This is a genomic window from Porphyromonas endodontalis ATCC 35406, assembly GCF_000174815.1.
Classification (GTDB): Bacteria; Bacteroidota; Bacteroidia; order Bacteroidales; family Porphyromonadaceae; genus Porphyromonas; species Porphyromonas endodontalis.
Genome location: NZ_ACNN01000031.1, coordinates 37701 through 45288 on the forward strand (window position 1 = coordinate 37701; position 7588 = coordinate 45288).

Consider the following 7588-nt stretch of genomic DNA (forward strand, 5'->3'; position numbering starts at 1 on the left):
TATACTTTTATCTGTTGCCTTTTGTTTTCTGAGATTTCTTTCCCGTTTTGTACCCAAAGCTGAGGGAGAGGAAGAGAGTACGACCCGGGGATGTAGTACCAAAGTTGTAGCCATAGGGATGCCTCTCTACATGGTTAAGTAAGTTGTCTATACCCAAAGCAGCTTCCAAATGCAATCCTGCGGGGAGGGCAAAGGAATGATCCGTAGAGAGCTTCCAAAGGAAAAAGCCCGGGGCATTGCCATACTCTTTATAGTAGCGCTCGGTCTGCCCCTTGCCATAGATTCCGACTCCTAGGGAGTACTTACCCCACGTATGCCCCCATTTGGCAAAAAGATTGGCGTGGTGGTTGGCTGTGCCATCAATGTTGCGCACCTCCGTAATGGGTTTCTGTGCATTTTTGCTTGCCTCTTCGTCCACCAAATGAGCTTGTGCCAAGGTATAACTATAACTTGCACCGAGAGCGAATCCGCGTGGGGAGGTATATGCTGCCGAGAACTCTAGATTACCAATGAATGCCTGCTCCATATTGATGTATTGCATGGCTCCGTCGTAGTCGTTCCCCTCGTCACCTGCATAACCGGGCGGGATAGGCACGGCAACGAGAGCAATCATATCCCATACATTATTTACGGAAGGGGTAAACGAAAATTGCCAGCCCTCATGTCGATACTCCACACTTGCCGAAGCGTACTGAGACCGCTGCGGTTTGAGATGCTCATTCCCAATATAAAGCCTTACCTTGCTCATGATGGGGCGTTCATAGAAGTAGTATAGCTCTTTGATGGTAGGAGTCTTGAATCCCCACGAATAAGTCGCCCTCCATCTCCAGTCTCCACTTTTATAAAGAAGGGAAGCCTTGGGTGTAAGGTGCCAACCGAATGCCTCATGGTGCACCAATCTCGCCCCTGCTGTTACATTCAACTTCGGGAGAATGTTCCACTCATCTTGAGCGTAAGAAGAGAGTGTATAGTTGGCCTCGCGCGCTTTGACCATGCGCTTGGGGGCATATAAATCGTCAAGACGATACTCTATCCCTGCTGAGAAAAGATGCTTCTCGTTGAAGGGGATAATGGTCTTTAGTGCAGCATTGAATTGCCCTTGATCGCTCTCTAGGGAAGAGGAGCCGGGGCTGTAGACAATATGCTTGGGCACTCGAGTATCTTTCCCATCGATAATCTTATGCTCAAATATTTCGTCGATATAATTATCGTAGTAGTCGTAGAAGTAACGGTGGCGACTATAGTCTGCAAGGAAAGCGAGAGAGAACTTTCCCTCTTGCTTATACTCTGCCGAAGCCCCTAGAGAGAAGTCGCGGTAACGGAGATTATAGGAGCGGAAGCGAGGTAACCCCGGCTCGTGATAGATATGCTTAAGGTAGTACATCCCATCTGCTGCAATGCTCCAATGAGGAGAGGGGGTGAACGAAAAAGCCTGACTTATGCGATTATTGTCGAATGCACTCTCGGTCTTTGTAGTGGAGTTCTCATAGAGCTTATTACGATAGTACTCTTGGGTTGAATTTTGCCAACCATCACTGCGTGCTCCCGAGTACTTTGTATCGGAATGGAGTTGCCCCAGTTGCAGTTGTAGGCGGTTGTGCTGACGCAATCCCCCAAAGGCTCCTACTTGAGTCGTATTGTCTATACTCAGAGGGATCTGCTTGGTTTTCCGTCTCGTTATCACATTGATTACCCCTGCGATGGCGTCTGATCCGTAGAGAGAAGAAGAGGCTCCGCGCACAATTTCGATGCGTTCTATATCCAGAGGGTCGATAAGAGAAAGGTCGTTTTGCCCCCCAAGGTCGCCATGCAATCTCCGCCCATTGAGCAGGATGAGAATGTAGGAATTATTGAGCCCTCCCATGGTAATACGCCCTCCCATATCACTAGAGGATATGTCGAAGCCGGGGCTGAGAGCCGTAAGAATATCGCTGATGCTGCGCCCCGAGTAATTGCGCAACATACTACGAGTTATGACTTCGGTTTGTACAGGGGCATCCTTGAGATAATGAGCGGTACCGGTACCTGTCACCACTACTTCCCCCAACTGCTGTGAAGAGTGTATAAGGGTATCTGTCTGTGCCTTCGCCAGCATAGGCAGGCAGGCGAGTAAAAAGGCAAGAAGCAACCGATTCCTCATCTTCTCTATTTCACTTTCTCAGATAATCTATTTTTTGTACCTGCAAAGGTACGTAATAATATCCAAGAGCCCCGGTTGCCCCGGATTTATTCCAAGGCAACCGGGGCGAAATATCAGAAAAGACGATGGCTTATTAATACCTAAAGAAGCAGACAATCCCGTAGAGGGAGCCTACAACGATGAGCCTTTTCTCCGGATGGTAGGCAATACCACCAACATAACTGAGTTTACCTTTCTGAGCAAAAGAGCTCACCTTCCTAAGGCTTTTCATATCCCAAATCTCTACCGAGCGGCCATTGACCGTTCCACAGAGGATATAGCCCCCTTCCAAGAATTTGACCGTTTCAAAATTGATATTGTTTGTGGCAAACTGACCTTGAAACTCAGCCTCCTCACCCCGGGCCATGTAATCGGCATTCTTGTATAAGCGGTTGTAAGAAAATATTCCTCCCTCTAGAAGCCACTCCTCATCCGGACTTAGAGCTAGATCCACGCGACATTTGTTATCCTCTGAGAAGTAGACCTTCTTGGTTGTGTAGTCCCTAAGATCAATCTGTAGCGTATAGTTGCGACACATCAAGATCTGCAAGTGATTCTCGGTAAAACGATAGAAGCGGAAGGGATCTACGCCGGCACCTTTGCTCACCGTATGCAGATGCTCAGAGGTGTCTGTTGCGCGGTTATAGTAATAAGCATCAACCTCGTCTGAATAAAAGATTACATCGTTATCTAGTGGGTTGTAGGCTGCCTTTAGGAACTCACCCTCCAGTACAAGATTGATCTCTCCGGTCCGGATGTCCATCTCCTTGATACCATAGGGATCTACAAATAGAAGTGTATTCTCGTCCTCCCCAAAGCATATGTCACGACAATTAATCTTGTATTCGGCGATTTGGGCTAACTTAGAAGTGTTCCAAAAGACGAGTTTCTTTACATTGCGCTGCGTTCCATAGTCCTCGCCGAAGTAGGTTGCAGCCACACTACCCGATTTATTCAAAGCAACGAGATCCACATCCCCCTCGGATTTGTGGTGTTTGAGGAGTTGTAGTTTGGGGACTTTCGAGCCTTTTACCTCCTGCGGGATGGCTCCCTTTTTCTTTTGAGCCTCTGCTTGGGTTGTGCTGAAGGCTAGGGATAGGATTGTACTCGTTAGAAGCAGAGCAATCCATCGTGCGATACTTTTCTTTGTCATAGCTTTTTACATTGTAAATAATCATGGCGAGAGGGAAGCCTAAGTAACTTTGGTGTTCTGCACGGACTTCTCTTCTCCTTTTAGCGACAAAGGTAGCTAATCGATTTTAATTTTACCCAGAATAGAAGTACCGTGCCGTAAAAAATTAAAACTCGTGGAGCGTAGGATTTGTCCATACCATTGCTTTTGATACTGGAATCTGCAAATACCTTTTTCGTGACTGAGATTCCCGAAAAGCCAAAACAAATACATACCTTTGCTTTCCGAAATGATGGATATCCAAGCGTGGATAGTGTGTATATAGCAACCTTTTAGGGCTTCACTTTTTGAAAACCTACAAGAGATTGTCGGAAGCGCTTTATAAGCAACAAGTTTTGCAAACGACTAATAATAAGACTACAGCTACACAAAGATCGTCAGTAAGAGCAGTAGGAGAGAAGACCACCGTCTCTCACAACAAATTCTCTTCTCTTTGTGGCCTACTACATAGATTTTGTACAGAAGTAAGAGACAAAAGTTCTCTTTGTGGACACATTTGGTATTCTTTGGTTCCATATCCCAACCAAAACCGACAAAAAGATCGTCACTCCGATAGATCTTCATCATCAACCAACTTATCACCAATTAAAGAATAAAGAATAAGCATCTGCAGGTGCAGACAAAAATTGAATCGTTATAATATTTACAGATGAAAAAAATTACACTTTTCTTCCTGTTGTCTTTGCTTGCCACGACCTTTAGCGTCGTCAAAGCTCAGAACGTTCAAGATGGCGTGCTTATAAGCTGGCCAATGGCATCAGGAGACATCAAAATGCCCGATGAGGTGGTGGAAATTGCCCCTAACTGTTTCTACCAAAGCGGAGGAGATTGGGGCGATGACGATTGGGAATCTGCCGGTATGCGCAGTGGCCTACGTTCTTCGAACGACGAAATTACCTCTATCGACTTCAACAACGTAAAAAAGATAGGCAAAGAAGCTTTTAAGGAATGCAAGGGTATTAAGTCCATGAAGATGCCTCGAGTAGAGGAAATCGGCGAAGATGCTTTTGCTTCTTGCGACAACGCGAGCCTCACCACGCTTGAGCTCCCTGCAATTAAGAGCCTCGGGAAAAACGCTTTCTTCAGCTGCTCCTCGCTCACAAAAGTAGTTTTGGGAGGAGTTTTGGAGAAGATCGAAAAGAATCCGTTCAACAACATCCCCAACATTACCGAGTTCTCCATCACCAACCCTCAAGCCGGGTTTATGGTTTCGGATGGAGTTGTACTTTCGAAAGACAAAACAAAAGCCGTAATCCTACTCCCCCATTTTGCTAAGATTACCCTCCCCAACGAAACTACAAGCATAGCCGATGGGGCAGGTCAGAACCTAAAGACGCTAAAAACAATCGTTGGTAAATCTGTAACAAGCGTTGGGGAAACCAGCTTCCTCTCTGCAGATGCTTTGGAAAGCATCTATCTACCCAAACTCGAAAGCGTAGGCTTCTTGGCATTCAGCCAAATTGCCGGTATCAAGCTTGTGGACATCCACGAAAGCGCACAGTTTACCGCCTTTGGAGGGAATAATCTCGGAGGCCCCAGCGACAACGCTTCAATGACGATCTATGTAGCCAACGAAGCGGTCAAAACTGCATTAGGGGAGCATTATAAGAATGCAAAGATCCAGGTAGGAGCTCCCGATTCAGAACTAAAGAAGCATCGAGTAACCTTCAAAGTAGATCCGCAAGAAGCCGGATTTATAGAAGCATGGCTCTTGGGCCCCGTTACCGTGGAGAACGGAGATGAAGTAGCCGAGGGCAGTACGCTCAAGATGGAATGCCGTTACAACTTCGTTCAATACGAGTTTTCGCACTGGACGGTAAATGGTCAGAAGATGGAAGGCATCCCCGGAACCCAAAAGATACTTGAGATACCCTCTGTAAATGAAGCGCTCAACATCGTTGCGCATTGCAACAAGCTCCCCGAGGGGAACCGTATATTCTTCAAGTCTGCCAACGCTGCCGGTGGTACGGTAACCGCCGTAATGGACGGAAAAGAATTCAAGAGTAGTGATCTCGTACCCACAGGTAAGAGCGTAACTTTCACGGCTACCCCTACCAAGGGATACAAGGTTACCGACTGGCTCTTTGAGAATAGCGAAGGCAAGTACGTGGAAAAAGAGGAGATGAAGGGTAAGACAACCTGGACGGTAACTCCCACAGAAACTATCGACTTCCTCGTTCGTTTCGAGCGCAACGAAGGCTCTGTAGTTATCCAATACAAGGAGCTAAGCGGTAATGGTTCACTCATGGCTCGTACCTCAGAAGGTACACCCGTCGCTAGTGGCGAAGCCATTGCAAGAGGCAAAGACCTTATCTTCACAGCCACTCCCAATGCGGGCTACAAGGTAGGTGCTTGGATTATTAACGATGAAGAGCAAACCGAAAAGGGTAAAGAACTTCGTATCAACAATGTAACGAGCGACCTCACTGTACACTTGGTTTGCTACGAAGAGGAACATCAAGGGGGTGACAACGACCCCGTAATCGAAGGCAATACGCTCGTTAAGTGGGATGCCGTGGGCGATGTAGTGGTACCCAACAATGTTAAGCACATTGCAGACTATGCCTTCACGGGCTCTAAGCTAACAGGCCTAACGATCTCTGCTCAAGTAGAAACTATCGGGGTACTTCCCTTTATGTACTGCGGACAGTTGAAGAAATTGGAAGTAGATGCTGCCAACCCACACTTCAAGTCTGTAGACAACGCTATCTACTCTAAGGATGGTAAGGAACTGGTACAAGTAGCTATTGTTTACCCCAAAGAGGTATTCACACTCCCCACTTCTGTAGAAAAGGTGCGCACAGGTGCATTCACCTTTGCTATGAGCATCAAGAAGATTGAGGGCGGCAACGACTTCTTCGAAACCGTGGATGGTATGCTCATCCGCAAGGCAGACCGTGCCTTGATGCACTACCCCTCATTTGTACAACAAGGGCAAGCGGCTAAGCCTATCGAGCTTCCCAGTGACATTAAGAAGATCGAAAGATATGCCTTCGCCTTCAACTTTGTTCCTCAAGAACTCGTACTCCCCGAGTCTCTCGAAGTGCTAGAAGACTATGCGTTCAATGGCGCTGCCAACATCGTTAAGCTCAAGATCGACCACTGCAAGGCACTCAAGCGTGTCGGCAACTTCTGCTTCAAGGGTTGTTTCCGATTGGCAAGTTTCGACCTCCCCAAAGAGGGTGTGACCTTCATTGGTGAGCAAGCACTACAAGGTACTGCTATTGTCTCTCTCAACATTCCTACGAACGTACAGATCGGGGCTAATGCATTCAGAGGCTGCCAGTCTATTGCCAACGTATTCTCGTTCAATACGGTACCTCCCGTACTCGACGACTTGGCATTCTCTGATATCGTAGAAATCGAGCAAGCAACTCTACACGTTCCCTTCGGCACTAAAGATGCATACAGCCAAGCTCCGGGTTGGAAAGCATTTACCAATATCGTAGAAGAAGACCTCCTCTCAGTAGATGAGGTAGCTCTCGACAACGTGCTCTTCGCTGCCCAAGGCGAGGCGCTCAGCATCTCAGGTCTCAATAGTGCTCAGGTACTTATTTACAATCTCGAAGGCAAGATGCTTGTAGGAGCTAACGCTCACGAAGCGATCACCCTCAACCTCGACCGTGGACACTACATCGTAGTAGTAAGCCAAGAGGGCAAGCGTATCGTGAAGAAAATCGCTCTTTAATAGGGCACCTCTCTCTCCCTTTGGGTGCGGAACTCAAAGGGCAGAGCAGAAGTAATAAGTCGGTATATTTCTCCAAATGGAGAGATATACCGACTCTTTTTATGCAAGGGCTTAGGGAGAAGTTGACTACGAATTATCCGATATAGGTAGCCTTACCCCTCACACTCTTTTTGCTCTGTAGTGGTCCTAGCAAGCATCGCCCCCTACTTTCCCTTATATTGAGAGAGAAGATGCTTAAAGTCCGGATCTTCCCGAAAGGCATCCCAATCGTTATCTTCCTCCACCAATTTTACCGAGACTTTCCCTCTTGAGAGCGCATGATCCAAATACTTCAGCGCTTCCTCCTTCCTATTTCTTAAGGCATACAGACATGCCAAATTATAGGAACCCCCTCCATACTTAATCGCTTGCTGAAATTTTTCAAAGGCTTTGTCGTACAGTTCTTCAGCCTCGCTTCCGGATTTTGTTTTGGCCAAGTCACTTAAAGTAGCTCCCCAATTGTTATAAGCAGCATAGAAGTCCGGCTTAT

Annotated in this window: 4 protein-coding genes; 1 reads left to right on the plus strand and 3 read right to left on the minus strand. The window is 47.0% G+C overall.

Going from position 1 to position 7588, the window contains the following annotated elements; genetic code table 11:
• Nucleotides 1-7: 7 nt before the first annotated feature.
• Both POREN0001_RS07555 and POREN0001_RS07560 read right to left on the minus strand, forming a co-directional pair.
• Nucleotides 8-2140 carry a TonB-dependent receptor plug domain-containing protein gene (locus POREN0001_RS07555; RefSeq protein WP_004334731.1) on the minus strand — a complete coding sequence of 711 codons (2133 nt, stop codon included), beginning with the start codon at nucleotides 2138-2140 and terminating at the stop codon, nucleotides 8-10.
• Nucleotides 2141-2273: 133 nt separating this feature from the next.
• Nucleotides 2274-3332: a WD40 repeat domain-containing protein gene (locus POREN0001_RS07560; RefSeq protein ID WP_004334704.1), complete on the minus strand. Its 1059-nt coding sequence runs from the start codon at nucleotides 3330-3332 to the stop codon at nucleotides 2274-2276.
• A gap of 688 nt (nucleotides 3333-4020) precedes the next feature.
• Between POREN0001_RS07560 and POREN0001_RS07565 the strand changes: the two genes are divergently transcribed.
• Complete coding sequence (locus POREN0001_RS07565; protein ID WP_040581379.1) at nucleotides 4021-7059, plus strand: leucine-rich repeat protein; 3039 nt, start codon at nucleotides 4021-4023, stop codon at nucleotides 7057-7059.
• A 203-nt stretch (nucleotides 7060-7262) separates the two neighbouring features.
• Here POREN0001_RS07565 and POREN0001_RS09450 read toward each other — a convergent pair.
• Nucleotides 7263-7588: TPR end-of-group domain-containing protein (locus tag POREN0001_RS09450; protein WP_004334709.1), on the minus strand; the 326-nt coding region annotated here is incomplete at its 5' end.

Coding starts and splice junctions, on each gene's coding strand:
- POREN0001_RS07555 (WP_004334731.1), bottom strand. CDS start 2,140: ATGAGGAATCGGTTGCTTCTTGCCTTTTTACTCGCCTGCCTGCCTATG.
- POREN0001_RS07565 (WP_040581379.1), top strand. CDS start 4,021: ATGAAAAAAATTACACTTTTCTTCCTGTTGTCTTTGCTTGCCACGACC.
- POREN0001_RS07560 (WP_004334704.1), bottom strand. CDS start 3,332: ATGACAAAGAAAAGTATCGCACGATGGATTGCTCTGCTTCTAACGAGT.